Genomic DNA, 26378 nt, shown 5'->3' with positions numbered 1-26378 from the left:
CATTGGCTAAAACTACCTTAAACATCGCCCTGGTTATCCAGCTCTACTGCCTCATGCATTCGCGTTAGAATGTCGGGCACCGCTGCCTGAACGCGGTTCCAACTGGGAATAAAGGGTCGTTCGCGGGGATTATCCAGAAACAGGTTGCCCGCTTCCAGCAGGTTGCTGGCGAACAGTTCAACGGCCTGCTCTTCGCTGTGACGATCCAGACTCAAACCGTTCATAGTGGCGTCATGGTCATAAGCCTCGATCAGGTCCAACGCCAGCCGGTAGTAGGTGGCTTTCAGGGTGCGAAAATCTTCACTGCTGAACGTGATCCCTTGAGTGGCCAGCTTTCGGTAAAGGGCTTTGGCGATATCCAGGCTCATGCGGTTCAAACCGGTATCAGGGTTTTCCTCGCTGACCGGCTGGTGCTTATGGTCGTAGGCATCGGCAATGTCGACCTGACAAAGCTGACGCGGCGAGTAATTGCGTTGAAGCTCGGAGAGAACGCCAATCTCAAGCCCCCAGTCTGCCGGGATGCGGATCCCCTCCAACACGTCGCTACGCATGGCGAACTCACCCGAGAGCGGATAGCGGAAGCTGTCCAGGTAATCGAGGTAAGGCAACGGACCACACACAGTTTTTAGCGCCCTCAGCAGCGGCGTCACCATCAGGCGCGATACTCGCCCGTTGAGTTTTCCCTCGGCAATGCGCGGGTAGTAGCCCTTGCAGAAACTGTAGTTAAAACGGGGATGGGCAACCGGGTACATCAATCGTGCCAGCAGCCCCCGGTCGTAGGTCAGAATATCGCAGTCGTGCAGCCCCACCACCGATGACCGCCCAGACGCCAATACATAACCCGCGCAATACCAGACGTTGCGCCCTTTACCAGGTTCAAGTGCGCCCAGCCCGTGCTGTTCAAGCTCGGTGTCCAGGGCACGCAGGCGGGGCCCGTCGTTCCATAGGATACGTGTGTGCTGAGGCAGGCGTGAAAAGAACTCCCGTGCATATAAAAACTGCTCGCGATCGGCCCGGTCCAGGCCAATCACGATCTCGCCGAGATAGGGTACCTTGACCAGTTCATCGACAATGGCCGAAAGTGCCGGACCCTCAAGCTCTGAAAACAATGATGGCAGGATCAACCCCATCGGGCGCCGCCGGGCAAACTGGCTGAGTTCTTCTTCCAGCGCCTCAACCGGGCGACGCGTCAGATTGTGAAAGTCAGTAATCACGCCGTTCTGGTGGAAATCACTCATGCGTTTGCCTCCTTTGCATCACGCGGATTGGTCGGCGTAAACGCGTTACCCCACCAGTGAGACATGCCTTCCACCCAGCCCTCGGGGCCAGTGGCTTGTGTGCGGTAAAGATGGGGGTTAGTAGGGTCAACCGTCAGCTCATGGTGGCCACGGATCACGACCGCCTGATCGACGACGTTTAACATCGACACGTCGTTGGGGCCATCGCCCAGGCCGATGGACAGCGGCTCACGACCGCGCAGCGCCCGGAATCGCCCAACCAGCCAGGTGACCGCACTGCCCTTGTCGGATGCACGACCCATAACATGATAAAAGCGGCCACCCTGGGTAAGTTGCAGGCCGTCACCTTCCAGGGCGCGGCGAAACGTCTCCAGCGACGCGTCATCGTCGTGCCACAGCAAGGGCTCGCTACCCTCGCGCTGGCGGGCAAGTTGTGCCTGGATAGCGTCGAGTCCGGTCAGCCCCGTCAAGTCGTCAAGGGTAAGCTCACTCATCGGGGTAAACCGCACATCGAGCCGTTTGCGCCAGACCTTCAAACGGGCCCGAATAAAACCAATATCAACGCTTGGATGCTTGATGACCATCCCGTCGCGGCCGTTGCCCGGCCGATCCAGCCGCGCGTGGCACCAACCAGGCGGAAGGCCGATGACAGCACCATTTTCAGCCACGAACGGGGTCATCGTTAGCCCAAGCGTTTCACGCAGAGGAAGCAGTTCAGCACGCGTTTTACTGGTCACGGGGATCACCGGTATCTTCGCCTGCTTTAATCGGGCGAGCCAAGTCCTCGCCGGGGAAGCGTCATAGCTATGGTGGTCAAGCAGCGAACCGTCGAGGTCGGTGACCACGAGGCGCGACAGCTCCACTTGGTCATCAGGGGGCGCCGAAGCGCTGGCGTGTTCAAGCATGGCGCAGCCTCTCTACTGCTAAGCGGTGGACGCGCTCAATCACCACTTGTTGGAGATGGCGATGACAGCGTGTTTATTGCCTAGCACAATACGTGCCAACACTTTTAACGCTTTGATATCCATAAGGTGGAGAGGGGGAATACCCAGAGGCGAGAACGGTTGCCCCCGAGGCAGACATTGCAGCGCGCTTTTTTGGTGCACTCAGGGAGGGCATGCACAGACACCAGCGCCAGGATGGTGCCGCCCAGCATTACATTTGATAACAAAAAAACCAATACAAAGCTTGGCAAGACTTAATAAATAGCTATACTCAAATTGTACCCACTGGCAACCCTGTGCACCCCACCCCCTCTGCCAGTGGGCTGCAGTGAGCCAAGCCCTTTATGCCCGCCTTCCCCGGCGGGCTTTTTTTCTGCAAGGGTTTTATTCTACGTGGATGACAACTTCGACTCGGCGGTTACGCGCCCGCCCTTCTGCCGTGTCATTATCTGCCAGGGATTGAGTAGCCGCCAGCCCAACGGCACGTAAGCGATCCGATGCAACGCCCGCCTCTTCCAAGGCCTCCACAATCGCGATCGCCCGGGCACTGGATAGCGCCCAGTTGGATGAATATTCAGGGGTGTCAATCGTTCGACTATCCGTATGGCCCTCAACCCATACTTCACCGTCATAACGCTGGACGGTGTCAAGCAACGTGCTGATCAGTTCGCTTCCACCATCGGTTAACCCGGCTTCTGCTGAGGGAAACAGCAGCTTGTCCTGCACTCGCAAACTGATACCTTCTTCTACCCGTGAGACTTCGACACCTTCTAAATCAGGTAGATAAGGGGAGCTCTCCATCTGCTCTCTCAGGGCCAATGCAGCGTCAATGGCATTATCGCTGAGCGTCTCGACATTACTTGGGGGGTTATCCGTGAGGACCACCATATAATCAGCCAGCGGAAATTGAAGCGCTGACTGTTCAACCGGCACCAAGGGCATCGGCAAACGGCGTTCAGGCAACGCGGCTGGTGATTCTGCTACCGGGTCAGGCATGGCGAGCAGCGGGGGGACACCCCGCGTGGTTCGTCTGGGGCGCCCAACCACCCCCTGAGCCGCCGTGATCGTGCTGGTCAGCAACTCGCCACCCAGCCAGTTGGTCGAATATCTTCGCTCATCACGCATATTGGCAAGGGCTTCTGGCAGCGGTACTTCAAGCGGCGGAGGCGAATCAAAAAGCGGTTCAGGTGGTGGTTCTGTGGCCATCCACGCCGGGCTTGTGGCACCGGCTGCCGCAATGATGATCACAAACAGCGCCACCAGCAGCGTCATGATATCGATGTAGCTCACCATCCAGATGCTACCGCTGTCATCTTCACGGTACGGGGACATGAGCGAGTCGTGGCGAGGTCCACTGCGGTGATCTTCAAGCATCCGTGTGATTACTCATTCAAGTTTTTGGCCCCCTGGCCGACTATTAATGCGTGGCGTTGTCATTAGCGCTGCCTAGTCTATCAAAAAGCCGTTTCGTAGCGAGAAGGAACCACCCGGTGCGCACCCGTAAAATTGATATACCCTCGTCAGCGCTACGCCCACTCGTCATCGGCATGGCCTGTCTGACGCTAAGTGGCTGCTTCTATGCCAATACCTCGCAAGCGCCCATTGCCACTACGTATCCCTATAGTGAACAGCAGCGCATGCAGGCTGCCCATCACTGGAATGTTCTTGCCCGCCATGAGGCGACGCAGATCCTGAAGCGCGAGCGTGTCCGTTTCCGCGATTTACACATCCCGGATGCCCCGCAAGACGCCAACCACGCCTACAGCGGCGGCGAATTTGGCCGCGGCTTTCGGACTCTGCTCACCAGTGAACTGGTCTCGCGCGGTGCCAACCTGACCACCAAACCTCTGCCCAGCAGCGCCGAGGTTCATATTGACGTTGACGTCGTTGAGCACCGGGATCGAGACTTTGTACGCCCACCGATGGGGGCATTCACCGCCTTGGCAGGCGGTATAGCCGTGGCCGCGATACCGATCAATCAATGGGCGGAACCCGCCCTGGGACTTATCCCGGCCGCTGTCGCCGCTGACGTGACCAGCGGCAGTTGGACACACACCGGTAACGAAGAGATCATCGTCACCACCCAGATTCTCGACGGTGAGCAAATCCTCTATTCATCGTCGAACATTTATTACATTAACAGCGGCGACCGACGTCACTATGCGCCCGACCGTACCCCCTCAGCGCCGTCAACGCCGTCGGTTTCCATTACGGATAGGTGGTAATGCCATGTCTGCGATGTCATTTTCCGTTATGCACTTAACGCGCCCGCTTTCCGCTATCCGGTGGTTAACGGCCGGTCTTTTTGTATTGAGCCTTATGGGTTGTAGTGCGCTTGGCGGCGGTAATACGCAACAACAGGAACCCGCTCCAGACCTGCCCCAACTTGCACAAAAAGCGGCTGAGCAGATGGTGGCAAGCAACCCCGACATAACACGTTATAGCCCCATGATTGCCGCGACGTTCGTGAGCATCGACAACCTGAGTCAATCCTCCACGCTTGGGCGTATCAGCTCGGAACTCATGGCATCGGCACTGGGGCGCCAGGGCATGCAGGTGCGCGAGGTCAAGATGCGCGACAGCATGTTTATCGAAGAAAGCGTTGGCGAGCTGATCCTGTCTCGGCAAGTTCAGCGTCTGAGCGCACAGCACGATGCACGCTCCATCTTGATGGGAACCTACGCACAGGGGCAGGATTATGTCTACGTCAGTGCCCGCGTGGTGCGTTCAAGTGATGCCATGGTCCTGGGGAGTGCCGACTTCAGGCTTGCGTTGAACAACAATACGCGCAGCCTGCTTGAAAGCCAGGGCGGCTGGTAACGCCCAAAACACACGAACCCGCGCTTAACGGCGCGGGTTCGTGGCAAGTGCCCAACGGTTAATTGCCGACTAGGACGCTAGGACTGTTTCACCTTGCTGATAACCCACAGCAACACCACAGCGCCGACGATGGCCGTTACCAGTGACCCGATAAACCCACCGGCCTGCAGACCCAACAGGCTAAACAGGAAACCACCCAAGACGGCGCCCACAATGCCGACGCCGATATTGCCCAAAACGCCAAAACCTCCGCCTCGCATGATGTTGCCAGCAATCCAGCCAGCCAGACCACCAATAATCAACCAAGCAATGAAACCCATATCGCCTCCTTTCCGTACCTGTGGTTAATGTTATCCTGTTTCCTTGCGTGTTTTAACATAGCACACGGCGTTAATAATATTCATTGACAGTGGCTACGCTGAAAAAAGGATTGCCTATGATTCCCGACTCCCTCCAGCAGTTGCTTGATGGTGTAGACGGCCAGCAAACGTCTCACTGGCAAGGCCGCGACCTTGTACTGTTCAACGCCCCCTGGGGGGAACTGATTGTCTCGCTGCAAGGTGCCCAGGTGCTGCACTTTCGACCACCCAATGACCTTGGCTGGTTATGGGTAACCCCCACCCCACAGCCCATGCCTGGAGCCATCCGTGGCGGCATTCCGCTTTGCTGGCCCTGGTTTGCCGATGAACGCTACGCTGACGAAACGCCCGACCGGAGCGGCACCTTCCACGGCTTGGCGCGGCATGCCGACTGGCGGTTGGAAGCGGCCGATGAACATGCCGAGGGAATCGAACTTCACCTCTCCCCGACGCAGCCGTTGCACTCCCAACTGACGGTGCGCGCGGTCGTCCAGGCCAATGCCCAGCGGCTCGCAGTGGAATTGATCACTGAAAACGTGGGCGAAAGCCCGGTAAAGGTCAGTGGCGCACTGCATTCCTATCTCGCGGTCGACGATGCTCATCAGTGCCGACTGGAAGGGTTGACCGGTGCACGCTATCTCGACAAGCTGCGCGACTTTGCGGAAAGCGAGCAGCAAGGCATCCTGGCCATTCGCGGTGCGGTAGACCGTATCTATCACTCCAACGAAGCCGTGATGCTTCATGACGGCCCCCGCACGCTGCGCATCGGCAAACAGTCCAGCGATTCCACCGTGGTGTGGCACCCGGACCAACAGCCCCCTGCTGATACCTCTATCGAGGCCGCCAAACGCTTTGTGTGTGTCGAGGCCGCCAATACCCGTCTGGATCCCGTATGGCTGGTCCCCGGTGCCCAACATCTACTGGGTACCACGTTAAGCAGAAGCTGAGCTTTGCAAACCTTGATAGAGGACAACGCGCCATGCGCCAGCCGTTTCATCGCGAGCTGAGTAACCTGATAGAACGCGGCCGCGACCGCCAGCTTCGGCTGGCGGTCACCGGCCTCTCCCAGGCGGGCAAAACGGCCTTTTTGACCTCCCTGGTCAATCAACTCCGCCACGCTGGCGTTGAAGCACAGCTAGACCTGCTGCCGGCAGCCCGCGAGGGGCGCTTGCTCGGCGCCCAACGCCTTAACCAGCCTGACCTGGGCGTGCCGCGATTTCCCTACGACCCGGGAATGGCCGCGCTGCGCGATACCCCACCCCGTTGGCCTGAGCCCACCCGGGGGATCAGCGAACTGCGTCTGCAGTTACGCTACCGCCCCGCTCATCAGGGCTGGTTAGCGCCCGACATCGCCCATCTCACGCTGGATTTATTCGATTATCCCGGCGAGTGGCTGCTCGATTTACCACTGCTGCAGCACGATTTTTACAGTTGGTGCCAGGCACAGCCGCTGCACTCAGGCGACCAGCGCCGCGCCATGTTCCAAGAATGGCTGACCGAGGTGGAAACCCTCGACCCCGCTGCCGACGCCGACGAAGCGCAACTGGCAAGCCTAGCTGAAGCTTATGCTCAGGGGCTTCGACGCGCCAAACAGGCCGGGTTCTCCAACCTCCAGCCGGGGCGGTTTTTATTGCCAGGCGAGCTGGACGGGGCGCCGGTATTGCAGTTTTTCCCGCTTCCCAAGCTCAATATGCCCAAAGAACAACTGGAGGCACTTCCTCCTGACAGCCTGTATGCCACCCTGGCGGCGCGCTTTCGCTACTACCAGCAGCAGGTCGTGCGCCCCTTTTACCGTGACCATTTCCGCCGCTTCGACCGCCAGATCGTCCTGGTGGATGTATTGGGTGCGCTCAATGCCGGGCCTGAGCGGTTCGAGGACCTGTCCCAGGCGCTCAGCCAGCTGATGCACAGCTTTGATTATGGCCAGCGAAGCCTTTTGACGCGGCTGTTTGCCCCCAAGATCGATAAGCTGGCTATCGCCGCCACCAAAGCGGACCATGTCACCCCCGACCAGCACCGCCATGTCGTACAACTGCTGGAAGCCCTGCTGGCCGAGCCGCTCAAGGATCTGCGCTTTGCCAACATTCCTGTCAAGGCACTTTCGCTGGCCGCGATTCGTGCCACCGAAGCCCGCGAAGTGGTGCATAACGGTCAGCGTTCGCCCGCCCTGCGGGGCACCACGCTTGAGGGCGAAGATGTCCTGGTGTATCCCGGCGATGTGCCGCCCCGCTTGCCGACGCACGACTTCTGGCAACAGCAAGGCTTCGACTTCCCCAGCTTTCGCCCAATGGATACGCGATCTGAAGCCCTTGGTCACATTCGCATGGACGCCGCTATCGATTGGCTGATTGGAGATAAACTCACATGACCACCCCTCAGCCACGTCGGCACTTCAGCCTTGATGACCCCCAGGAAACCCGCGACGGTCCTGATGCCGAGCTGCGCCAGCGTAAAACCTTTACGCCTACCGATCACCACCAGCCCCTGCCCCCTTCCGCCGAGGAAAAAGCCCTCCCCGAGGCTCGTCTAGGCGCGCCGCGCAAACGCCGCTGGGGGCTGATGCTGGCGCTGGGCGGGGGCGCCGTATTGGGCACCCTGGAACTGGCCACGGGTATTCCCGAGGCGATGGCCCAGTCCCAGTGGTTGACGATGGCCTGGCAGGCATTCGGCATTGGTTTGATCGGACTGGGCGGATTATCGTTGCTCAAGGAACTGGGCCGCTTAAGACGCTTAAAACGCCACGACCGGCTGCGCAGCGACCTGGCCGAGCTGCCTGAACGCTCTGCCAAGCAAGCCCAGCAGATGGCCGAACAGCTCAAACGCCAGCTCAAGCTGGCCGACGATGATCCGCACTGGCAAGCGTTCAGAGGCGCCTGTCAGCCCCACCATAGCGGCGAAGAGATCCAGACATTATTGCGCTACCACCTCCTCGCCCCCCGGGACCGGGAAGCACAGCGCTTGATTACACGCATGTCCGGCGAAACCGCCATCATGGTGGCAGTCAGCCCCCTGACACTGGTCGACATGGCGCTGGTGGCCTGGCGCAGCCTGGCGATGGTGGATCGGCTATGCCGTCTTTATGGTCTTGAACTGGGCTACGCCAGCCGTCTGCGGCTGTTTCGCCACGTGTTGCATAACATGGCGTTTGCCGGGGCAAGCGAGCTCGCCACCGATGCCAGCATGGATATGCTATCGCTGGATCTGGCCAGTCGCCTGTCCGCAAGGGCCGGCCAGGGCCTCGCCACCGGACTGCTCAGCGCCCGCCTTGGGCTACGCGCGCAACAGCTGTGCCGCCCGGTGGCTTTTACCGCCGAAGAGCAACCCAAACTCAGCGACTTGCGCCAGGATCTGTGGCGACAAATCAAGCGCCTCGACAAGGAAACCACGCCCCAAGACCGCTCATCCCGGCAGTAAACATCCTGATAGGCGGCTTCCGTTGAAAGCCCGTTAGGTTTCAACGCTGATTGTCGCCATGATAGTCGCTTGTCTCACCATTCTCGAATGAGGAGAAATCTTGCATGAATGATTCAAGCGATTCTGAATCCCCACCCATGGCAGACGACATGCAGACTGACTATGTCGTTGGCCAAGACAATATCTCAGGAAAACTCGGCCCCTTTGGTTTTGATATTCACAACCGGGTCTTTGCTGTATCAGCAGTTGCGTCAATTATTTTCATTCTCCTCACCCTGTTGTTCCCCGATCGGGCAAGCAACACCTTCCAGGCCATCGTCGCCTTCTCCACGGGGACACTGGACTGGTACTTCATGATCATCGTGGACTTCTTTATTCTGTTTTCCCTGGCGCTGGTCGTCCTGCCCCACGGATCGGTCAGGCTGGGCGGCCCTGATGCCCGTCCAGAGCACAGCTACCTCTCCTGGTTTGCGATGCTGTTCACCGCCGGGATCGGCATCGGCCTGCTGTTCTTCGGGGTGCTGGAGCCGGTTTATCATGCCAACGTCTCCCTGCCTTTGGGGGTTACCTCGCCGTTCGGGAGCGACGGGGAGTTGATCCCTGAAGCAATTGCCGACGCCAGCGCCCTGGGCCTTGCTGGCACCTACCTGCATTGGGGCATCCACGGCTGGGCAGTGTATGTGGTGATGGCACTGGCACTGGGCATCTTTACCTACAACAAGGGCCTACCCTTCTCTATCCGCTCGGCGTTCTTTCCGATTCTTGGCGAGCGCGTCTGGGGCTGGTGGGGGCATGTCATCGATATTCTGGCAGTGTTTTCCACCCTCTTTGGGCTGGCGACCTCGCTCGGGCTTGGGGCTCAGCAGGCCAATGCGGGGATGAACTTCGTCTTCGGCCTGGAGGTGAGTACCTTCACCCAGGTCATCGTCATCATTCTGGTCACCGCAGTGGCGCTGGTATCGGTCTGGCGCGGGCTAGAGGGCGGCTTGAAGAAGCTCTCCGAGATCAACATGATCCTGGCCGTCCTGTTCTTCTTTTTCGTGCTGTTCGCCGGTCCCACCCTGGTCGCGCTCAGCGGGTTCTGGTCAGGACTTGCCACCTATGTCACTGACTTTCTGCCATTATCAGCGCCTTTCGGCCGTGACGACGATGCCTATCGCCAGTCCTGGACCATCTTCTACTGGGCGTGGTGGATCAGTTGGGCACCGTTCGTCGGTATGTTCATCGCGCGAGTATCGCGGGGCCGTACGGTGCGTGAGTTCGTGCTTTGTGTGCTGCTGGTACCCAGCCTGTTCATCTTTATCTGGATGGGTGTCTTCGGCTCGACCGCGCTCGATCAGCTCTACGCCAACCCTGCCGCCAGCCTGGTCAAGGAGTATGTGATCGACAGCTACAGACCCGAGCTCTCGCTGTTCGGCATGCTCAACGAACTGCCACTGACGGGCCTGATGTCGACCCTGGGCATCGTCCTGGCGCTGATCTTCTTTGTCACCTCCTCGGACTCCGGTTCTCTGGTGATCGATACCATCACCGCTGGCGGCAAGATCGATGCGCCACGGCCGCAGCGAATGTTCTGGGCCATCGTGGAAGGGCTCATCGCGATCGTGCTGCTCATCGGCGGTGGGCTGTCAGCGCTTCAGGCGGGCGTCACCGCCACCGCGATTCCGTTCTCCATTGTACTCCTGTTGATGTGCTACTCGATCATCAAGGCGCTCAATGGCGAATTGCGGCACTTACGCAGTTGAAAGGAAAACGGTGACAAAAAAGCCCTGCTGATCTGGCAGGGCTTTTTTTGTCCGCAGGTTTGAGCGCTTACGCGAGTCGCTTCTCGGTCTCGGCGTTGAACAGGATCGCCCGGGCCATATCAACCCGCAGCGCCAGGCGTTCGCCGGTGGCAACGGCACATTTGGGCCCTACCCGCGCGGTGACCTCCTGCTCACCCAGTGGCAGGCGCAGCAGCATATCGGCGCCGGTCGGCTCAACGACGGTGACGCTGGCATGCATCAGCGTCCCTTCCGCCTGGGCGCTCAAGCGCTCATCCTCCTCGCTGAAATGCTCGGGGCGCAGGCCCAGAGTCACCGGCTTGCCCAGCTGCTCGGTCATGGCGTCGGTAACCCGTGCCGCTGGCCAGGGCAGGCACAGGTCCTCCTCATCCGGCGTGGCGATACGTACCGCATAGCCGTCACCATCACGCTCAAGCATCGCGCTGATAAAGTTCATCGATGGCGACCCCATAAAACCGGCCACGAACATATCCACCGGATTGTTATACACCTCGTCTGGGCTGCCTAGCTGCAAAATATGTCCGTCACGCATGACCGCAATGCAGTCTGCCAGCGTCATTGCCTCAACCTGATCGTGGGTCACGTAAACAATCGTTGTGCCCAGACGCTGGTGGAGCTTTTTGATCTCGGTGCGCATATCCACCCGCAGCTTGGCGTCCAGATTGGATAGCGGCTCATCAAACAGATAGACCTTGGGCTCCCGCGCCAGCGCACGCCCCATGGCCACCCGCTGGCGTTGCCCGCCTGACAGTTGCGAAGGCTTGCGCTCAAGCAACGGAGTGATCTGCAGCAGGTCGGCGACGCGCTCGACCGCAGCCTCACGCTCTGGCTTTGGCACCTTGCGCATTTCAAGCCCGAAGCTGATGTTCTGACGCACCGTCATGCTCGGGTAGAGGGCATAGGACTGGAACACCATGGCAATATCCCGATCAGACGGGGGACGCCAGGTGACGTCTTCGCCATCGATATAAATATTGCCGCAGGTGACCGGTTCGAGCCCGGCAATGGTGTTCATTAACGTCGACTTGCCGCAGCCAGACGGGCCCACCAATATCAGAAACTCGCCGGAATCAATCGAGATGCTGACATCTTTAAGGACCCGCTCGGCGCCAAACTCTTTGCGCACATTGTGGATTTCTAACGCTGCCATAATGAAAATCCTATTTGTTATTAGCCTTTAACCGAGCCCGCCGTCAGCCCACGCACGAAGTATTTTCCTGCCAGCACGTAGACCACCAAGGTGGGCAGCGCAGCGATCATCGCGGCTGCCATATCCACGTTGTATTCGCGCACGCCGGTGGAGGTATTGACCAGGTTATTGAGCGCCACGGTGACGGGCTGGGTGTTGTGGGCCGAGAACGCCACCCCGAACAGAAAGTCGTTCCATATCTGGGTAAACTGCCAGATCACCGATACCACGATGATCGGTGTCGAGACGGGCAGAAGGATACGCCAGAAAATACGGAAGAACCCCGCGCCATCCAGCTTTGCCGCTGATACCAGTTCATTGGGAATGCCGACATAAAAGTTGCGGAAAAACAGCGTCGTAAAGGCAATCCCGAACACCACGTGCACCAGAACCAACCCCGCACGTGAGCTTGAAATACCCAGCCACCCCAGGGTTTGCGCCATGGGCAGCAACACCACCTGAAACGGAATGAAACAGCCAAACAGCATCAGCGCAAAAACCAGTTCCGAGCCTTTGAAGCGCCATTTGGTCAGCGCGTAGCCGTTCAGCGCACCAATCGTTGTGGAGATCAGCACGGCGGGAATCACAATCGCGAAGGAATTCCAGAAGTAGCCGCCAACCCCATCACAGCGCATGCCGGTACAGGCCTCGCCCCAGGCTTTGGTCCATGGCGCCAGCGTCGGGTTTTGCGGCAGTGTCAGCAGCGTGCCGGCGCTGATTTCACTGAGCGGTTTCACCGAGGTCATCAACATCACCGCCAGCGGCAGGAGATAGAACAGGGCCGCGAGGATCAGCACGCTGTATACCGCCAGTCGACTGACGCGCGCGGCTAGCGTTTGACGACGAATCACATTAGCCATGCCGACGGCTCCTCAATTCGGAATACAGATACGGAATCAGAATGGCCAGCACACCGCCCAGCATTAGCATGGCGCTCGCCGAGCCCAGGCCAATCTGCGCGCGGTTAAACGCATGGGCGTACATGAAGGTGGCGGGCAGGTCGGATGCATAACCGGGTCCACCGCCTGTCAAGGCAACCACCAGGTCGAAACTCTTGATGGCAATGTGCGCCAGGATCATCACCGCGCTGAACACCACGGGGCGCAGGCAGGGCATTACCACCCGCCAGTAAACACGCGGCAGGCTGGCACCATCCAACTGGGCGGCCTTGATGATGCTGTCGTCAATGCCCCTCAATCCGGCCAGAAACAGCGCCATGACAAACCCTGACGCCTGCCATACGGCGGCAATCACCAGGGTGTAAATCACCATGTCCGAATCGACCAGCCAGTCAAAGCGGAATGACTCGAAGCCCCAACTGCGGACCATGGCCTGAATCCCCAGACTGGGGTTCAGCAACCACTTCCAGACGACCCCGGTGACGATAAAAGATAGCGCCATGGGGTAGAGGTAAATCGTGCGCAATGCGCCTTCCTGGCGGATTTTCTGGTCGAGCAGCATCGCCAGCAGTACGCCAATCACCAGGCAAATCACCACGAACAGCGAGCCGAAAATCATCAGGTTGGTGGATGCCACCCACCAGCGATCGTTTTGCATCAAGCGCGCATACTGACCAAAGCCGACAAAGTCGTAGCTGGGCAGCATGCGTGAGCTGGTCAGCGACAGAATAAAGGTCCACAGCATGAAGCCGTAAACAAAGAACAGCGAAATGGCCACCGAGGGAGCAAGCACCAGGCGTGGTAACCACGCCTGCAACCCACTCGAGGTCGAGGCACGCGGAGCAGGATGCCCGACACGCGCCGTAGAAGTGTTTTTCATGGGGAAACGTCCTCGCCAGGAAGCGATGGCGCCGCCAGCACGGCGGTGCCGGTCAGCGCCTATACAGGTTGCGAATGAACGTTAGAACGAGGCTGCTTCAGCCGCGTTGACCAGCCGCTCCGCGGCTTCTTCGGCTTGCATGTCGTCGTCGTTGAAGTAGTTGGTCACCACGTCGAAGATAGCCCCCTGGATATCAGCACGTACGGCCATACCGTGCGCCATGCTCGGCACCAGCCCGCCCTCTTCAGCGGTGCGCTGGAAATCGCTGAGCGACTGCTGTGCACAGCTGTCAAACTCGCTCATGTCCAGATCGGGCCGTGCGGGAATCGAGCCCTTGGCCAGATTGAAGGCTTCCTGGAAGGTGGGCTCGAGTACCAGACGGGCCAGCGCCTGCTGGGCTTCCCGCTCGTCGTCATCGCTGACCCGGAACATGGCCAGGCTGTCGATATTGAAAGCAAAGACATCCTCGGTTCCCGGTGCCGGGGCGCACAGGTAGTCCTCCCCTGCTGTCAGACCTCGGGCAGTAAACTCGCCTTTGGCCCAGTCGCCCATCATCTGCATGGCGGCCTCACCGTCGATCACCATCCCGGTGGCGATATTCCAGTCGCGCCCGGACATGCCGTCATCCATCAGTGTGCGCAACCGCTTGAAGTCCTCCAGTGCATCAACCATCTGATCGCCGCCCAGGGCCTCGGGGTCAAGATCGACTAACGCGCGCTGATAAAATTCGCCCCCCTGACTGCCGATCACAACGCTTTCAAAGATGGTGGCGTCCTGCCACGCCTGACCACCATGCGCTAGCGGAATATAGCCCGCATCGCGAATGGCCTCGCCTGCGTCAAACAGCTCATCAAGGGTAGTGGGCATTTCAACGCCAGCGTCATCCAGTACCTCCGGGTTGGCCCATAGCCAGTTGACCCGGTGAACGTTGGCCGGCACTGCCACGTACTCGCCGTCGTACTGCATAATGTCGGCAACAACATCGGGCAATAACGCATCCCAATCTTCCGCCTCAGCGACATCATTCAGGCTGCCGAGCAAGCCAAGCTCGCCCCACTCTTGAATCTCGGGTCCCTTGATCTGTGCCGCCGAGGGCGGGTTGCCCGACATGGCACGCGACTTGAGCACCGTCATGGCCGTTTCACCCCCACCACCGGCAACGGCAAAATCTTTCCATCCGTAACCTTCAGCCTCCATCAGATCTTTGAGCACGTTAGCCGCCCGCGCTTCACCACCGGAGGTCCACCAGTGCAGTACTTCTACCTCATTGGCCTGAGCCTGGCCGGTCATGGAGAGGCCAGCGAGCGTCGTGGCAAGGACAAGGGAAGTTTTGTTCAACGCGGTTTTCTTCAACATGGGCATGGGTAACTCCTGCTGTTGTTGTTGTGTATCGTCAATGACATCCAACAGCGTACTGTATATACGCTCCCATGGGCGTTACCGAGTCCTGCATAGTGTTTAAGGTTTATTACAAATCCGTAATAGTTTCATGGTGCGGCACGGTCAGGATGACGCACAGACCGCCCTCTGGATGATTCGCCAGTTGGATATCGCTGCCGTGGGCACGGGCGATGTGGCGGGCAATACCCAGGCCGAGCCCACTGCCCCCGGTATGGCGGCTGCGCGACGGCTCCAGGCGAACAAACGGCGAAAACACGCGGGAAAACTGGTCGTCCGGAATGCCAGGGCCGTGGTCGCGAATCTGGATCGTCACGACGCCCGCCTGGTCCGCCAGCGATACATCCGCGTGGTGACCATAGAAGACGGCATTTTCCAGCAGATTCGCCAGACAGCGCTTGAAGGCCATCGGCTTGACCATGAGTGGTGCGGCCTTGCCCTGGACCGTCACGTAGCCGCCCTGAAGTCGAAGTTCCCCGGCGATGTCGTCTATGAGTGACGCAAGGTCCACCGGCTCTGGCGTTTCATGCAGATCCAGCCCTTTTACCGACGCCAGTGCGCCCTTGACCAGGCTATCGAGTTCGTCCAGGGCCGCACAGAAACGCTCCCGCTGAACCTCATCCTCCAGCATTTCGGCGCGCAGACGCAGGCGCGTCAGCGGCGTTTTCAGATCATGAGAGATCGCCGAAAACAACCGTTCGCGTTCCTCGATCTGCTCCCGAATACGCTGTTGCATCCGGTTGAATGCCACCGCGGTGGCGGCGACCTCTTTGGGCCCACTCTCCTTGAGCGGCGGCATATCCAGGTCGTCGCCAAGCTGCAGTGCCGCTCTGGAGAGCCGAGCCAGGGGGCGGGTCGCACTACGAATCCCCAGCAATGACAGGGCTATCACGCTGAGCAGCACCAGTAGCCCGACCAGTACGCGCTCTTCGGAAAGCCAGCGATAGCCGGTGAAAATATCCGGCACCCCAAGCAGCGTGGCCACGTAAAGCCAGGTGTCCGGAGCCAGCTCCAGTTGGACAACCAGAATCGGGGGCGAAAGTGGCTCCATCAGCAGGCTATGCTGGCCCCATCGCGGCGGCAAGTCCTTGAGTAACACTTCGTTATTCAAGACGCGAAGCGTCTCGGGCCGGGAGAACTCCACCACCACATCGTCGATATTGAGCTGCTCGGTGAGAATATTGCGCACGTTATCCACCACCACCCGCTTCTCCGGGCCCGAGCCAATATCCTCGATGGTCAAGCGCCGCTCGTTGATGCTGACAAAAAATCGCGTGCCGCCCATGTTGCGCAACTGGTCGAGCACGATGTGTCGATACTCATAGGGCAATGAACGAAAATACTGCATCGTGGATGCGATACTGAACGCCATATTGGTCGACAGCTCATCCAGCTGTCGCAACTGACTTGAACGCACTTGAGACGTCCAGATCGCATAGCTTGCCACCTGAGCGACCAACACCCCGGCCAGCATGATAATCACGAAGCGACCGCGTAACGTGGTCGGCAACCAGCGCGCGACACGCCGCTTGAGGGCTAGCCAGCGCAAAGGGGTCACGTCAGCGCGTCAACACGGGCGGTTAATATGTAACCCGCTCCCCGGACGGTGCGGATCAGTTGCGAATGCTGGGCGTCTTCTCCCAGTCGCTGGCGAAGTCGGCAGACGTGTACATCGATCGAGCGGTCCAGCGGCGGGGCGTCGCGGCCACGGGTGAGCGCATAGAGATCGTCGCGGGACAGTACCGTGGCGGGGCGCTCCAGGAAGACCTGAAGCAGTTGAAAATCGGCCCCGGACAACGCTGTACGTTCGCCCTGCTGGTCGATCAGTTCCCGGGTCATCCGATCCAGCTGCCAGCCGCCGAAGCTCACGCAGCGCGCCTGATCAGCGCTGGATGCGAGTTGAGCGGGTCGGGTTCTACGCATGACCGCCTTGATGCGCGCCAGCAGTTCGCGCGGGTTGAACGGCTTGCCAAGATAGTCATCGGCGCCCAACTCCAGGCCCAGAATGCGGTCGGTTTCATCGGCACTGGCGGTGAGCATGATAATCGGCACGTCGCTTTGGCGTCGCACTTCACGGCAGATCGAAAAGCCATCGTCCCCCGGCAGCATCAGATCGACGATCAGTAGATCTGCCGACGTCTGTTGCATAAGGGTTCTCAACGCATCGGCATCCTGGGCGGTAAGCACATGATAGCCATGACGGCCCAGATAATCTGCCAGCAGTTCACATATTTCCGGGTCGTCGTCGACCACGAACAGCGTGGCGGGCTTGGTCGGGGTGGACGATGTCATGGTAGCGGTTGTCATCGAGGCAGGCTGATCCCACGCTATTATTATAAGGGAAGATGATCATGGGCGAGCCAAGCGCAGGTGACAAGGCTGCCTCGACTAAGGTGGTAGCCTGTTACAGCGCAAAGCGCTCGCGTAACCACTGGGCAACCGCCGCCTCACCATGATGACCAATACGTTTAGCGCCGGTGACGCGATCAAACAACGCCGGATGGGCGTTGGCCATCACCTGGGCTTCACCCGCCAGATCCAGCATTTCGGTATCGTTGAGGTTATCGCCAAAGGCGAGGCAGTCGGCAACCGTTAACCCCAACCGTTCCAGCAGTGATGATAGCGCGACCCCTTTGTTGACGCCGCGGGCCATGATTTCCAGCGAATCGACTGTCGAGTAGGTAATATGCAGCGCGTCACCATGAGCTTCCTGCGCCTTGGCCTCCAGCCGTTTCAACGCGGCTGGGTCGCCCAGATAAAGCACTTTGCCGACACCGTTAGTGTCCATCTGCGCGGGCGGTACGACGTCATAACGAAAGCCGGTAGACGCATGAAGTGACAGTAAGTGCGGGGCCTCAGCATCGATATGCCAGCCGCTTTCACGGTAAAGATTAAGCCGTACCTGGGGCGGGCGCGGAAGATCGATCAGTGTCTGTGCGTGTTCCGGGGCAACATGGTTGGCGGCGAGCAAGGTATCCTGCGGGTCGTGCACATAAGCGCCGTTGGTACTGATCAAGTGCGCCGGAATCGCCAGTTGATCACGGAACACCCGCATATCGTGATAATGACGGCCCGACGCCAGCGCGACGTGATGCCCCTGACCATGCAACTGGCGAAGTACGTCAACCGTCTCATCGTGCAGCCGATGATCACTCCCCAGCAGGGTTCCATCCAGATCCGAAACAATTAGCCGTGGTGTCATAGCGCGCTCCCGAGTGATGAACCAATAGCTTACCCGATTCGGCAAACTGCATGTAAGTAGTTGACTTGTCGTCTTCCAAATCGACCAACGGCAACGACAATTGGCGCGGCCCGCGGTAATCCGTATAGTGGCACCCTATCCTTCGCCAACTGATTGACCTCATGCTGCAAAACAATTCCGTGCTTGCCTCGCTCAAGCAACAGATTCGCGATACCACCCCACGTGCCGAAGGGGTGATCAAAGCTACCGAGAAAGGCTTCGGGTTTCTTGAAACCGACGACGGTGAATCCTATTTCGTGCCGCCCCCCGCCATGAAACAGGTGCTGCACGGCGACCGTGTCGAGGGCGTCATCCATGAAAACGGCGATAAAAAATCCCTTGAGCCCGAGAAGCTGATTGAAGCGGGGCTCGACCGTTTTGTTGCTCGTGTGCAAAAGCGCGAAGACCGCCTTGCCGTCGTGCCGGATCATCCCTCGATCCGTAACGTGCTTAAAGCGCGCATCAAGAACAGCCTGGATGAGTCGACCATTGCGGATGGTGATTGGGTCGTCGCCCGCCTGGTGCGTCACCCGCTGAAAGAAAATGATCGCGGTTTTTTCAGCCAGATTGACGAGCTGGTAGCCAAATCCGACGACCCCGCCGTGCCATGGCGTGTCACGCTTGCCCGTCATGCCCTTGAACAGGCATCTCCCAATGCGGGCGACGACTGGCCACTGCACGATGAAGGCCTCGCCCGTGAAGACCTGACGGCACAGCCCTTCTTTACCATCGACGGTGAAAAAACCCGCGATATGGATGACGCGCTGCACGTCACGCCGCGCGCCGAAGGCGGCTGGCAGATGAGCGTCGCCATCGCCGACCCTACCGCCTATGTGGAAGAAGGCCACGCCGCCGATCTCGAAGCGCGCACCCGCGCCTTTACGGTGTATTTGCCCGGCCAGAACGTCACCATGCTGCCAGAGAAGTTGTCGGATGAGCTGTGCTCGCTGTGGGAGGACCAAGAACGCCCGGCACTGGCCTGCACGCTGGATATCAATGCCGACGGTAGCCTGGGCAATTACCGCTTTTTTGCCGCCACTGTTAAATCCCACGCCAAACTGGCTTACGACCACGTGTCTGACTGGATCGACGGCCAGGGTGACTGGGCACCAGCGGATAACATTGCCGAACAGCTGACCGCGCTGCGCGATTTAACCGAAGCGCGTACCGCCTGGCGTAACGAGCATGCCCTGGTCTTCAAGGATCGTCCCGACTATGTCTTTGACCTGGACGATGCGGGGAATGTTCTGGGGATTCGCACCGAGGATCGGCGGATTGCCAACCGCATGATCGAAGAGTCGATGATTGCCGCCAACGCCTGTTGCGCCGATTTCCTCGCCCAGCACATCGGCCACGGCATCTTCAACGTGCACCGCGCCTTTGAGCCCGAGAAAGCCGAAGCCGCGCAGGAGTTCCTGGCGGGTCAGGAAATTGAGGTGGATCAGCAGGCGTTAACCGAGCTTGCCCACTACAAAGACCTCAAGCGCGCGCTGGAAAGCCGCGACGACGCCTGGCTGGATGCCCGCCTGCGCCGCTTCCAGGGCTTTACCAGCATGTCGGCCCAACCCGGCCCGCACTTTGGCTTGGGCCTTGCCGCCTACGCCACCTGGACCTCGCCGATTCGTAAGTACGGCGATATGGTCAACCATCGCTTGATCAAGCGCGTGCTGAAGGGTGAACAGGCTCCGGCCGAAGCCAGTCAGCAGCTCACCGAGCAGTTGACCGAGCGCCGCCGTCTGAATCGCATGGCCGAGCGCGACGTCAAAGACTGGCTCTATGTGCGCTACCTGACACCGGCCGCGCAAAACCAGGACACCTTTGACGCCGAGATCATGGCAATCAACCGTGGCGGCATGCGCGTTCGCCTGGTCGAAAACGGCGCCACCGCCTTTATCCCCGCCCCCTTGATGCACAGCGACCGCAGCAAGGTGGTCATCGACGATAAAGAGGGCCGCATCCAGATCGAAGGTGAAGAGCGCTACAAGCTCGGCGACAGCCTTCGCGTCGTGCTCACCGAAGCCCGTGAAGAAACCCGCTCGCTGGTGGCAAAACCCGCCGCTTAAGCCAGCCAGTCAACCTACGCGATACACAACAACGGCGCCCTAGGGCGCCGTTGTTGTGTCTGTCGTAACGATTGTCTATTGACCTTCTATCAAGTGGCTAAGTCTGGGCCAACTGGTGCTGAAAGAAGAAACGCAGCATTTCGCTTGTCGCATCAGAGCCTTTGGGGTCTGTGTAGCTGCCCTTCACGCTGCAGCCTGACCAGGCGTGGCCCGCTCCGTGTACCTGCCACTGCTCCATGCTTGGCTTGCCGCTGGCATCGCGATGAACCGTACGCGTGTAGGCATGCCCGTTGGCCACGCGGCCCTGTTCGACGGTAGTTTGGCCGCCAGCTCCGTGAGGCCCGCCCTTTCCACCCCCAGGATGGGAGGCGTACTGGGCGGCAACGCGGTCGGCATTGCTCGGGTGAACGGTGGTGTCGCGGTCACCATGGAAGATGATCGCCGGCACCTTTGATGCCCACGTGGCGCTTTGCGCAGCACCGCCCAGAGGCCCGGTGCCGCCCTGCATTGCACCCAACGCATCGGGTAGGCTCTTCGCCACGCCATGGGGCAGGCCGGAGTGCACGCCCACCGCCGCAAACAGGTCCGGGTAGGTCATCGCCAGAGTCGTGGCCATGGCAGCACCGGCGGAAAGCCCGGCGACGTAGACGCGCCCGGCATCGAGCCCGTGCTGGTGGATAACCTGGCGGGTCATGCCTGCGAGGATGGCGGGCTCGCCGCCCTCGCGCTGCTGGTCTTCGGCCTTGAACCAGTTCCAGCACTTTGACGTATTAGCGGTCGTCGGCTGGGCTGGATAAAGCACGCAACATTGCTGCGCTTCGGCCAGCCGGTTCATGTCGGTTCCCGCCGCAAAGTCATCGGGATTCTGGGTGCAGCCGTGCAGCATCACCACCAGCGGAAGCGCCTGCCCGTGATAGCCGCTGGGGATAAAAAGCTTGTAATCACGTGCGCCCGCTCGGCAGCTAAAGCTGCCGGTGGTGAACGCGCCAGCATGCGCTCGCCGTGCATTGCCAGACGGTGACGTCGGCGCTGCCGGGTCATCGACGACCTCCCAGGTGCCCTCGAAGGTGTGTCCTCCCCGGGATGTTGGTGTCGGCGTTTGCTCGGCTGGTGTTTCTGGCATGATGCCCTTCAGGAGGGCCATGGCGTCGTGGAGCTTGCCCGCGCGCGTGAGTCGGGTTGCTTCTTCCATTCGCTGGGTGATGCTGGCGCTGATCATGGTCATGTCCCTCATTAGTGGATTCGATCCGCCAGAGCGGCCTTGACGGCCGGACTGGCATGCAAGGCACCAAGCACCACCACCGACTGGATAGTGGCGAGGGCAAGCTCCGGGGTGACGTCATCGGCGATGCTGGCCATTCCCAGCACCTGAATCTGCAACATCTCCCCCGCAGCCTGCCGCGCTTCAAGGTCCCCGCGACTGTAATGCTCAAGCCCCAGCACGAATGCCTTGCGGGTAACGGTCTCTTTCACGACCTCGGCGTGGGTCGCCAGCTGATTGCGAATGGCCGTACGAATCAGATCGGTTCGGTTGGAATAGAAACCTTCCTGGACCAGCAGGTCGATCTGCCCCAGGTCGACAACGCCCAGGTTGATGGTGATTTTCTCGCTGGAGTCGCCGGATCGACGGCGTAGTTCATGCACGCTCATAGGGTATGCCTCGCTGCCCTGGAAGAGATTACCCAACCGACCTAACATCCAATTGGGCTCCATATACCATCCATATAGATGGTATCTTGGACCTATCCCGGCATTAGTCAAGTGTTAGCTACGCAATAAGGCCCATAAACAGGGAGCCGGCCGCTGTCGTCGAACTGACTTATTTGTTGGTTAAGGTAATTGACATCATCCAAGCGGCACGGAGGTTCCCTTGCACATCGCCGATGTCACCATGTTTCACGCCCCCGCCAGCGGCGGCGTTCGTACCTACCTTCAGGCCAAACATCGCGTCTTTTCCCGTTACCCTGAACTGCGCACCAGCCTGCTGGTCCCGGGCGCGGAACGGGACAGTCTCGGCGACCAGCACACCCTGCCGGCGTTTCGCCTGCCCCTTGGCCAGGGCTATCGCTTTCCCCTGCGGTCTGCTTCCTGGCGCAATGCATTGGTGGGCCTGCGCCCCGACATCATCGAGGCAGGCGACCCCTACGTGACCGCCTGGGCAGCGCTCGAGGCAGGCCAGCAGTTGGGCGTGCCCGTAGTCGGGTTTTATCACTCGGACCTGCCACGCTTGATGGGTGACCGCTTTGGACGGCACGTACGCCAGCGCTTGATTCGCTACGTGAGCCGCCTCTATGGCCAGTTTGACAGTGTGCTGGCGCCCTGCCAGGCCATGGCGGACCGTCTGCGGGATTGGGGCGTCGAGCAGGTGCGTGTTCAGCCGCTGGGCGTCGACCTCAACCACTTTCATCCCACTCATTACGATGCTGAGTTTCGCGCCAACATGGGCATCCCCCCGCATAAAAAGCTGCTGATTTTCGTCGGCCGTTATTCCCGGGAAAAGAATATCGATGTACTGCTGGCCACCATGCGCAAGCTGGGCGGCGGCTATCACCTGCTGCTGATGGGCCCGGGGATGCCCCACCAGGTCCCCAGCAACGTCACCGTGGTGGACCGCTGTTGCGGCGCGCACGAGGTCGCCAAGGCACTGGCCAGCAGCGACGCCCTGGTGCATGCCGGTACGCGGGAAACCTTTGGCCTGATCGCCCAGGAAGCCATGGCCAGCGGCATTCCGGTAGTGGCCGCCAGGGCCGGGGCACTGGCCGAGAACGTTCCCCTCGGCGCGGGCATTCTGTGCCGCCCGCTGGACCCGGCCGCCATGGCCGATGCCTGCGAAGCGCTGTTCAGTAACGACATTGCCGCCAGCGGCCGTTATGCGCGCCGCCATGTGGAACGTCATTTCAACTGGGATAGCGTGATGCATGCCCTGCTGGCGCACTATGAAAGCCTTACCGACATCGCCCTGCCCCATGCGCTCCCCCAACCTCGCTAAACCCGGCAGCAGACGTCGCTGGCGGTCGCTGCCTATCGCAATGATCGTTCTGGCCCTGGGGTTACCGCTGTTGCTGACCACCTGGATCGGCGGCAGCGACGCCTGGCAGCGAGTCGGACAGTTCCCGCTCGGCATCCTGCTGCTGATGCTGACGCTCGCCGCGCTATGCTGGAACCTGAACGCCGCGCGGCTGCGTTTGATGTTGGGTGGCCGGGCAGGCGCGCTCGGCCAGCGTGGTGCCCTGGGTATTGAGCTGGCTTCCAAATTCGCCCTGTGCGCCACGCCAGGCGGCAGCGGCGGTGCCGCCACGCTGCTGGTGCTATTGGCCCAGCGCGGGCTGCCGCCTTCCAAAGGCAGTGCCGTGTTTCTGATTGACCAGGGCTGCGACATGCTGTTTTTTCTCAGCATGCTCGGCGGGCTGGTGCTGTGGTCGTTGATTGGTGATGTGCACTGGCCGCACCAGGTGCTGGTCCAATCAGCTTTGGCGGGGCTGGTGATCGTCGCCACGCTGGTCTGCCTGCTGATCTACCATCTGCCACGCTTATTGCGAGCGCAGCGCTTCAGGCTCACCTGGCTCAGCCGTTACCGGCGGCGACGGCTTGCGCGAGGCTTTTTGGGGTTTCGTCAGGCACTGAAGGTAACCCTGGCGTTGCCGCGGACTACCCTGCTTGCGATGATGGCGCTGACCACCGCGCACTGGCTGATGCGCTACAGCCTGCTTTACCTGGCTGTGCTGGGCGTCGGCGGCAACATCGATTGGGTATGGACCTTTCTGACCCAAATGCTGGCCATGGCGGCCAGCCAACTGAGCTTTTTGCCCGGCGGTGCCGGCGCCGCGGAAGTCGGCGTGGGCTCGCTGCTGCTGCCATTGATGGCCGCTGAACAGGCCGCCGCTGCGGTACTGATCTGGCGACTGGTCAGCTACCATCTTTATCTGGCCGCTGGCGCGCCGTTTTTTCTCAGCTACGGATTTCGCTTGTTCAGGCGTAACGCCTCAATCGATGGCTACCTCCCAGAAACAAAAAAAGAGCACCCGTAGGTGCTCTTTTTTCATATCAGGCGCGTATTGTACACACCAGACGACGTAACCGTTTACCAGCCAGTCACTGCTTTCAGCGCGTCGCCGATTTCCGCCAGGGAGCGGACGGTTTTAACACCGGCGTCTTCAAGGGCAGAGAACTTCTCGTCAGCGGTGCCTTTACCGCCAGAGATGATCGCGCCCGCATGGCCCATACGCTTGCCGGGAGGTGCTGTCACACCGGCAATGTAGGCCACGACAGGCTTGGAAACGTTGGCTTTGATGTAAGCCGCTGCTTCTTCTTCCGCCGTGCCGCCGATTTCGCCGATCATGACGATGGCTTCGGTTTTCGGGTCTTTCTCGAACATCTCAAGGATGTCGATGAAGTTGGAGCCCGGGATCGGGTCACCACCGATGCCGACACAGCTGGACTGACCAAAGCCATGATCAGTGGTCTGCTTGACCGCTTCGTAGGTCAAGGTACCCGAGCGCGATACGATGCCAACACGGCCAGGCTGGTGAATGTGACCCGGCATGATACCGATCTTGCACTCGCCCGGCGTAATAACGCCCGGGCAGTTCGGTCCGATCAGGCGAACGCCCAGCTCGTCACACTTCACCTTGGCTTCGAGCATGTCAAGCGTGGCAATGCCTTCCGTGATGCACACAATCAGCTTGATACCGGCATTGGCCGCTTCAAGGATTGAATCTTTGCAGAACGGTGCCGGTACATAGATCACGCTGGCTTCGGCGCCGGTTTTCGCTACCGCTTCTTTCACGGTGTTGAAAACAGGCAGACCCAGGTGCTCCTGGCCGCCTTTACCCGGCGTTACGCCGCCGACCATCTGGGTACCGTAGGCAATCGCCTGCTCGGAGTGGAACGTACCCTGGCCACCGGTAAAGCCCTGGCAGATGACCTTGGTGTTCTTGTCGATCAGGATGCTCATTACTTGCCCTCCGCCGCTTTAACGACCTGCTGAGCCGCGTCGGTCAGACTGGTAGCCGCGATAATATTGAGACCGCTAGACGCGAGTTTCTCGGTGCCTAGCTCGGCGTTGTTACCTTCCAGACGCACCACGACCGGGACGTTGACACCCACCTGCTCAACGGCACCGATGATGCCTTCAGCGATCATGTCGCAACGGACGATGCCGCCGAAGATGTTCACCAGTACGGCCTTGACGGAGTCATCGGACAGAATCAGCTTGAAGGCTTCTGCAACGCGCTCTTTGGTGGCACCGCCGCCAACATCGAGGAAGTTGGCCGGCTTGCCGCCGTTCAGGTTGACGATATCCATGGTGCCCATGGCCAGACCAGCGCCGTTGACCATGCAGCCGATGTTGCCATCCAGCGCCACATAGTTGAGCTCCCATGCAGCCGCTTCAGCTTCACGCTCGTCTTCCTGAGACGGATCGCGCATTGCCTGCAGATCCGGGTGACGGTACAGCGCGTTGCTGTCGAGGCCAAGCTTGGCGTCGAGGCAGTGCAAGTTGCCCTGGTCGGTGATGACCAACGGGTTAATTTCAAGCAGCGCCAGATCTTTCTCATGGAACAGCTTGGACAGCCCCAGGAAAATCTTGGTGAACTGCTTGATCTGGTCGCCGGAAAGGCCCAGTGCAAAGGCCAGTTCACGCGCCTGGTAAGGCTGTGCGCCGACCAGCGGGTCGATCTCGGCTCTGAGAATCTTTTCGGGCGTTTCTTCGGCGACTTTCTCGATCTCTACGCCGCCTTCGGTAGAGGCCATGAAGACCACGCGGCGGGTCGTACGATCGACAACGGCACCCAGATAAAGCTCGTCGGCGATATCAGTGCAAGTTTCGATCAGAATCTTGGAAACTGGCTGGCCGTGCTCGTCGGTCTGGAAGGTCACCAGGTTTTTGCCCAGCCACTGCTCGGCAAACGCCTTGGCATCAGCCGGGTCTTTAATCAGCTTTACGCCACCCGCTTTACCACGACCACCTGCGTGCACCTGGGCTTTGACCACCCACATGTCGCCGCCGATCTTTTTACATGCGTCTTCAGCTTCTTCGGGAGTGTCCACAGCAAAGCTCTTGGACACGGGTAGACCATAATCGGCAAACAGCTGTTTGCCTTGATACTCGTGAAGGTTCATCGATTCATGCCATTGGTTGCATGTGACTC

General features: G+C 59.8%; 24 protein-coding genes. 9 read left to right on the top strand and 15 right to left on the bottom strand.

Annotated elements, in window-relative coordinates; genetic code table 11:
* Nucleotides 1-17 precede the first annotated feature (17 nt).
* The 3 genes from IT895_RS06190 to IT895_RS06180 form a co-directional block, all read right to left on the bottom strand.
* Complete coding sequence (locus IT895_RS06190) at nucleotides 18-1238, bottom strand: glycosyl transferase (protein ID WP_085917387.1); 1221 nt, start codon at nucleotides 1236-1238, stop codon at nucleotides 18-20.
* Nucleotides 1235-2143 carry an HAD-IIB family hydrolase gene (locus IT895_RS06185; protein WP_199285037.1) on the bottom strand — a complete coding sequence of 303 codons (909 nt, stop codon included), beginning with the start codon at nucleotides 2141-2143 and terminating at the stop codon, nucleotides 1235-1237. Before IT895_RS06185 ends, IT895_RS06190 begins: the two co-directional genes overlap by 4 nt.
* Before the next feature lie 423 nt (nucleotides 2144-2566).
* Entirely contained in the window at nucleotides 2567-3514 is a 948-nt protein-coding gene (locus IT895_RS06180) for an OmpA family protein (RefSeq protein ID WP_325073196.1), read from the bottom strand.
* Nucleotides 3515-3729: 215 nt separating this feature from the next.
* On the opposite strand from IT895_RS06180, the gene IT895_RS06175 reads away from it, so the two are divergent.
* Together IT895_RS06175 and IT895_RS06170 are read left to right on the top strand one after the other, a co-directional pair.
* Nucleotides 3730-4407 (top strand): hypothetical protein, encoded by a 678-nt coding sequence (locus IT895_RS06175; protein WP_085917520.1) that lies wholly within the window; start codon nucleotides 3730-3732, stop codon nucleotides 4405-4407.
* A gap of 4 nt (nucleotides 4408-4411) precedes the next feature.
* A complete protein-coding gene (locus tag IT895_RS06170) occupies nucleotides 4412-5002 on the top strand; it encodes a FlgO family outer membrane protein (RefSeq protein ID WP_199285035.1) in 591 nt (196 codons plus the stop codon).
* Nucleotides 5003-5079: 77 nt separating this feature from the next.
* Here the strand turns inward: IT895_RS06170 and IT895_RS06165 are convergent, their stop codons facing one another.
* Complete coding sequence (locus tag IT895_RS06165; protein ID WP_085917384.1) at nucleotides 5080-5322, bottom strand: GlsB/YeaQ/YmgE family stress response membrane protein; 243 nt, start codon at nucleotides 5320-5322, stop codon at nucleotides 5080-5082.
* Nucleotides 5323-5438: 116 nt separating this feature from the next.
* Here IT895_RS06165 and IT895_RS06160 point away from each other — a divergent pair, with 116 nt between their 5' ends.
* The 4 genes from IT895_RS06160 (at nucleotide 5439) to IT895_RS06145 (ending at nucleotide 10520) form a co-directional block, all read left to right on the top strand.
* Complete coding sequence (locus tag IT895_RS06160) at nucleotides 5439-6308, top strand: D-hexose-6-phosphate mutarotase (RefSeq protein ID WP_199285034.1); 870 nt, start codon at nucleotides 5439-5441, stop codon at nucleotides 6306-6308.
* 32 nt (nucleotides 6309-6340) lie between these two features.
* The gene (locus IT895_RS06155; protein WP_085917382.1) at nucleotides 6341-7729 is read left to right on the top strand and encodes a YcjX family protein; all 1389 of its coding nucleotides are present in this window, start codon (nucleotides 6341-6343) and stop codon (nucleotides 7727-7729) included.
* Complete coding sequence (locus IT895_RS06150; RefSeq protein ID WP_199285033.1) at nucleotides 7726-8775, top strand: YcjF family protein; 1050 nt, start codon at nucleotides 7726-7728, stop codon at nucleotides 8773-8775. The genes IT895_RS06155 and IT895_RS06150 overlap by 4 nt, the downstream gene beginning before the upstream one ends.
* Before the next feature lie 104 nt (nucleotides 8776-8879).
* On the top strand, nucleotides 8880-10520 hold the full coding sequence (locus IT895_RS06145; RefSeq protein WP_199285032.1) for a BCCT family transporter: 1641 nt from the start codon (nucleotides 8880-8882) through the stop codon (nucleotides 10518-10520).
* Nucleotides 10521-10587: 67 nt separating this feature from the next.
* On the opposite strand, the gene IT895_RS06140 is transcribed toward IT895_RS06145, so the two are convergent.
* From IT895_RS06140 to IT895_RS06110, 7 genes are all read right to left on the bottom strand, one after another.
* The gene (locus tag IT895_RS06140; protein ID WP_199285031.1) at nucleotides 10588-11709 is read right to left on the bottom strand and encodes an ABC transporter ATP-binding protein; all 1122 of its coding nucleotides are present in this window, start codon (nucleotides 11707-11709) and stop codon (nucleotides 10588-10590) included.
* A gap of 20 nt (nucleotides 11710-11729) precedes the next feature.
* On the bottom strand, nucleotides 11730-12608 hold the full coding sequence (locus tag IT895_RS06135; RefSeq protein WP_066322350.1) for a carbohydrate ABC transporter permease: 879 nt from the start codon (nucleotides 12606-12608) through the stop codon (nucleotides 11730-11732).
* A complete protein-coding gene (locus tag IT895_RS06130; RefSeq protein WP_199285030.1) occupies nucleotides 12601-13527 on the bottom strand; it encodes a carbohydrate ABC transporter permease in 927 nt (308 codons plus the stop codon). The genes IT895_RS06135 and IT895_RS06130 overlap by 8 nt, the downstream gene beginning before the upstream one ends.
* A gap of 81 nt (nucleotides 13528-13608) precedes the next feature.
* On the bottom strand, nucleotides 13609-14889 hold the full coding sequence (locus IT895_RS06125) for an ABC transporter substrate-binding protein (protein ID WP_199285029.1): 1281 nt from the start codon (nucleotides 14887-14889) through the stop codon (nucleotides 13609-13611).
* A gap of 106 nt (nucleotides 14890-14995) precedes the next feature.
* Nucleotides 14996-16399, bottom strand: a complete 1404-nt coding sequence (locus IT895_RS06120; protein ID WP_199285425.1) for an ATP-binding protein — start codon at nucleotides 16397-16399, stop codon at nucleotides 14996-14998.
* Between the two features lie 80 nt (nucleotides 16400-16479).
* Nucleotides 16480-17217: a response regulator gene (locus tag IT895_RS06115; protein ID WP_085917517.1), complete on the bottom strand. Its 738-nt coding sequence runs from the start codon at nucleotides 17215-17217 to the stop codon at nucleotides 16480-16482.
* A 112-nt stretch (nucleotides 17218-17329) separates the two neighbouring features.
* A complete protein-coding gene (locus IT895_RS06110; protein ID WP_199285028.1) occupies nucleotides 17330-18127 on the bottom strand; it encodes an HAD family hydrolase in 798 nt (265 codons plus the stop codon).
* Between the two features lie 161 nt (nucleotides 18128-18288).
* Between IT895_RS06110 and IT895_RS06105 the strand changes: the two genes are divergently transcribed.
* The gene (locus IT895_RS06105) at nucleotides 18289-20229 is read left to right on the top strand and encodes an exoribonuclease II (protein ID WP_085917375.1); all 1941 of its coding nucleotides are present in this window, start codon (nucleotides 18289-18291) and stop codon (nucleotides 20227-20229) included.
* A gap of 97 nt (nucleotides 20230-20326) precedes the next feature.
* Here the strand turns inward: IT895_RS06105 and IT895_RS06100 are convergent, their stop codons facing one another.
* Both IT895_RS06100 and IT895_RS06095 read right to left on the bottom strand, forming a co-directional pair.
* Nucleotides 20327-21448 (bottom strand): extracellular catalytic domain type 1 short-chain-length polyhydroxyalkanoate depolymerase, encoded by a 1122-nt coding sequence (locus IT895_RS06100; protein ID WP_199285424.1) that lies wholly within the window; start codon nucleotides 21446-21448, stop codon nucleotides 20327-20329.
* Nucleotides 21449-21462: 14 nt separating this feature from the next.
* The gene (locus tag IT895_RS06095) at nucleotides 21463-21879 is read right to left on the bottom strand and encodes a CopG family transcriptional regulator (RefSeq protein WP_199285027.1); all 417 of its coding nucleotides are present in this window, start codon (nucleotides 21877-21879) and stop codon (nucleotides 21463-21465) included.
* A gap of 220 nt (nucleotides 21880-22099) precedes the next feature.
* On the opposite strand from IT895_RS06095, the gene IT895_RS06090 reads away from it, so the two are divergent.
* Entirely contained in the window at nucleotides 22100-23218 is a 1119-nt protein-coding gene (locus IT895_RS06090) for a glycosyltransferase family 4 protein (protein ID WP_199285026.1), read from the top strand.
* On the top strand, nucleotides 23166-24257 hold the full coding sequence (locus tag IT895_RS06085) for a lysylphosphatidylglycerol synthase transmembrane domain-containing protein (RefSeq protein WP_233337382.1): 1092 nt from the start codon (nucleotides 23166-23168) through the stop codon (nucleotides 24255-24257). The genes IT895_RS06090 and IT895_RS06085 overlap by 53 nt, the downstream gene beginning before the upstream one ends.
* A gap of 53 nt (nucleotides 24258-24310) precedes the next feature.
* On the opposite strand, the gene sucD is transcribed toward IT895_RS06085, so the two are convergent.
* Both sucD and sucC read right to left on the bottom strand, forming a co-directional pair.
* Nucleotides 24311-25183: a succinate--CoA ligase subunit alpha gene (gene sucD / locus IT895_RS06080; RefSeq protein ID WP_066317215.1), complete on the bottom strand. Its 873-nt coding sequence runs from the start codon at nucleotides 25181-25183 to the stop codon at nucleotides 24311-24313.
* Nucleotides 25183-26349 (bottom strand): ADP-forming succinate--CoA ligase subunit beta, encoded by a 1167-nt coding sequence (sucC, locus tag IT895_RS06075; RefSeq protein WP_066317210.1) that lies wholly within the window; start codon nucleotides 26347-26349, stop codon nucleotides 25183-25185. The genes sucD and sucC overlap by 1 nt, the downstream gene beginning before the upstream one ends.
* Nucleotides 26350-26378 lie beyond the last annotated feature (29 nt).

The organism is Halomonas sp. A40-4 (genome assembly GCF_015767635.1).
GTDB classification, from domain to species: domain Bacteria; phylum Pseudomonadota; class Gammaproteobacteria; order Pseudomonadales; family Halomonadaceae; genus Vreelandella; species Vreelandella janggokensis.
The sequence above is the reverse complement of the archived record's forward strand: the minus strand, read 5'-3'. Positions and strand labels throughout refer to the sequence as shown.

Bases quoted from the DNA above. Each gene is read 5' to 3' on its own strand.
- IT895_RS06190 (WP_085917387.1), bottom strand. From the start codon at position 1,238: ATGAGTGATTTCCACCAGAACGGCGTGATTACTGACTTTCACAATCTG.
- IT895_RS06185 (WP_199285037.1), bottom strand. From the start codon at position 2,143: ATGCTTGAACACGCCAGCGCTTCGGCGCCCCCTGATGACCAAGTGGAG.
- IT895_RS06180 (WP_325073196.1), bottom strand. From the start codon at position 3,514: ATGTCCCCGTACCGTGAAGATGACAGCGGTAGCATCTGGATGGTGAGC.
- IT895_RS06175 (WP_085917520.1), top strand. From the start codon at position 3,730: ATGGCCTGTCTGACGCTAAGTGGCTGCTTCTATGCCAATACCTCGCAA.
- IT895_RS06170 (WP_199285035.1), top strand. From the start codon at position 4,412: ATGTCTGCGATGTCATTTTCCGTTATGCACTTAACGCGCCCGCTTTCC.
- IT895_RS06165 (WP_085917384.1), bottom strand. From the start codon at position 5,322: ATGGGTTTCATTGCTTGGTTGATTATTGGTGGTCTGGCTGGCTGGATT.
- IT895_RS06160 (WP_199285034.1), top strand. From the start codon at position 5,439: ATGATTCCCGACTCCCTCCAGCAGTTGCTTGATGGTGTAGACGGCCAG.
- IT895_RS06155 (WP_085917382.1), top strand. From the start codon at position 6,341: ATGCGCCAGCCGTTTCATCGCGAGCTGAGTAACCTGATAGAACGCGGC.
- IT895_RS06150 (WP_199285033.1), top strand. From the start codon at position 7,726: ATGACCACCCCTCAGCCACGTCGGCACTTCAGCCTTGATGACCCCCAG.
- IT895_RS06145 (WP_199285032.1), top strand. From the start codon at position 8,880: ATGAATGATTCAAGCGATTCTGAATCCCCACCCATGGCAGACGACATG.
- IT895_RS06140 (WP_199285031.1), bottom strand. From the start codon at position 11,709: ATGGCAGCGTTAGAAATCCACAATGTGCGCAAAGAGTTTGGCGCCGAG.
- IT895_RS06135 (WP_066322350.1), bottom strand. From the start codon at position 12,608: ATGGCTAATGTGATTCGTCGTCAAACGCTAGCCGCGCGCGTCAGTCGA.
- IT895_RS06130 (WP_199285030.1), bottom strand. From the start codon at position 13,527: ATGAAAAACACTTCTACGGCGCGTGTCGGGCATCCTGCTCCGCGTGCC.
- IT895_RS06125 (WP_199285029.1), bottom strand. From the start codon at position 14,889: ATGCCCATGTTGAAGAAAACCGCGTTGAACAAAACTTCCCTTGTCCTT.
- IT895_RS06120 (WP_199285425.1), bottom strand. From the start codon at position 16,399: ATGCTGGCCGGGGTGTTGGTCGCTCAGGTGGCAAGCTATGCGATCTGG.
- IT895_RS06115 (WP_085917517.1), bottom strand. From the start codon at position 17,217: ATGACATCGTCCACCCCGACCAAGCCCGCCACGCTGTTCGTGGTCGAC.
- IT895_RS06110 (WP_199285028.1), bottom strand. From the start codon at position 18,127: ATGACACCACGGCTAATTGTTTCGGATCTGGATGGAACCCTGCTGGGG.
- IT895_RS06105 (WP_085917375.1), top strand. From the start codon at position 18,289: ATGCTGCAAAACAATTCCGTGCTTGCCTCGCTCAAGCAACAGATTCGC.
- IT895_RS06100 (WP_199285424.1), bottom strand. From the start codon at position 21,448: ATGATCAGCGCCAGCATCACCCAGCGAATGGAAGAAGCAACCCGACTC.
- IT895_RS06095 (WP_199285027.1), bottom strand. From the start codon at position 21,879: ATGAGCGTGCATGAACTACGCCGTCGATCCGGCGACTCCAGCGAGAAA.
- IT895_RS06085 (WP_233337382.1), top strand. From the start codon at position 23,166: ATGAAAGCCTTACCGACATCGCCCTGCCCCATGCGCTCCCCCAACCTC.
- sucD (WP_066317215.1), bottom strand. From the start codon at position 25,183: ATGAGCATCCTGATCGACAAGAACACCAAGGTCATCTGCCAGGGCTTT.
- sucC (WP_066317210.1), bottom strand. From the start codon at position 26,349: ATGAACCTTCACGAGTATCAAGGCAAACAGCTGTTTGCCGATTATGGT.